Source organism: Pseudoalteromonas sp. GW168-MNA-CIBAN-0100, assembly GCF_040309225.1.
Taxonomy (GTDB): Bacteria; Pseudomonadota; Gammaproteobacteria; order Enterobacterales; family Alteromonadaceae; genus Pseudoalteromonas; species Pseudoalteromonas arctica.
The window spans coordinates 1-266 of the sequence record NZ_JBEOOL010000647.1 but is presented as its reverse complement, the minus strand read 5'-3'; the positions used below and the strand labels follow the sequence as shown (position 1 = coordinate 266).

At 40.6% G+C, this 266-nt stretch carries 1 protein-coding gene; it reads left to right on the top strand.

Annotated elements, in window-relative coordinates:
* Nucleotides 1-266, top strand: a 266-nt coding sequence (locus AAEY62_RS22830) for an alkaline phosphatase family protein (protein WP_350636705.1), incomplete at both ends; no start/stop codon positions are given.

The window sequence follows — 266 nt, the reverse complement described above, 5'->3', positions numbered from 1 at the left end:
GAGTTAATGGGGCAGTTACAAGCGCGTTTAAGCAAATTAGATCAAGAAGTAAACTTAGTGATAGTGTCGGATCATGGTATGGCGCAGCTTGATCCAGCTAAAAGTATATTAGTTAGTAGTTTACCTAAAGATGACAACTTTTTAGTAAAAAACACTGGCCCGCGGTTACTTATTTATACAAAACCTGAGGCGGTTAATGCCGATATTGAGGGCTATACAGCGCGTTTACAACAAGCAGCTAAAGGGCGTTATACGGTATTAACGGC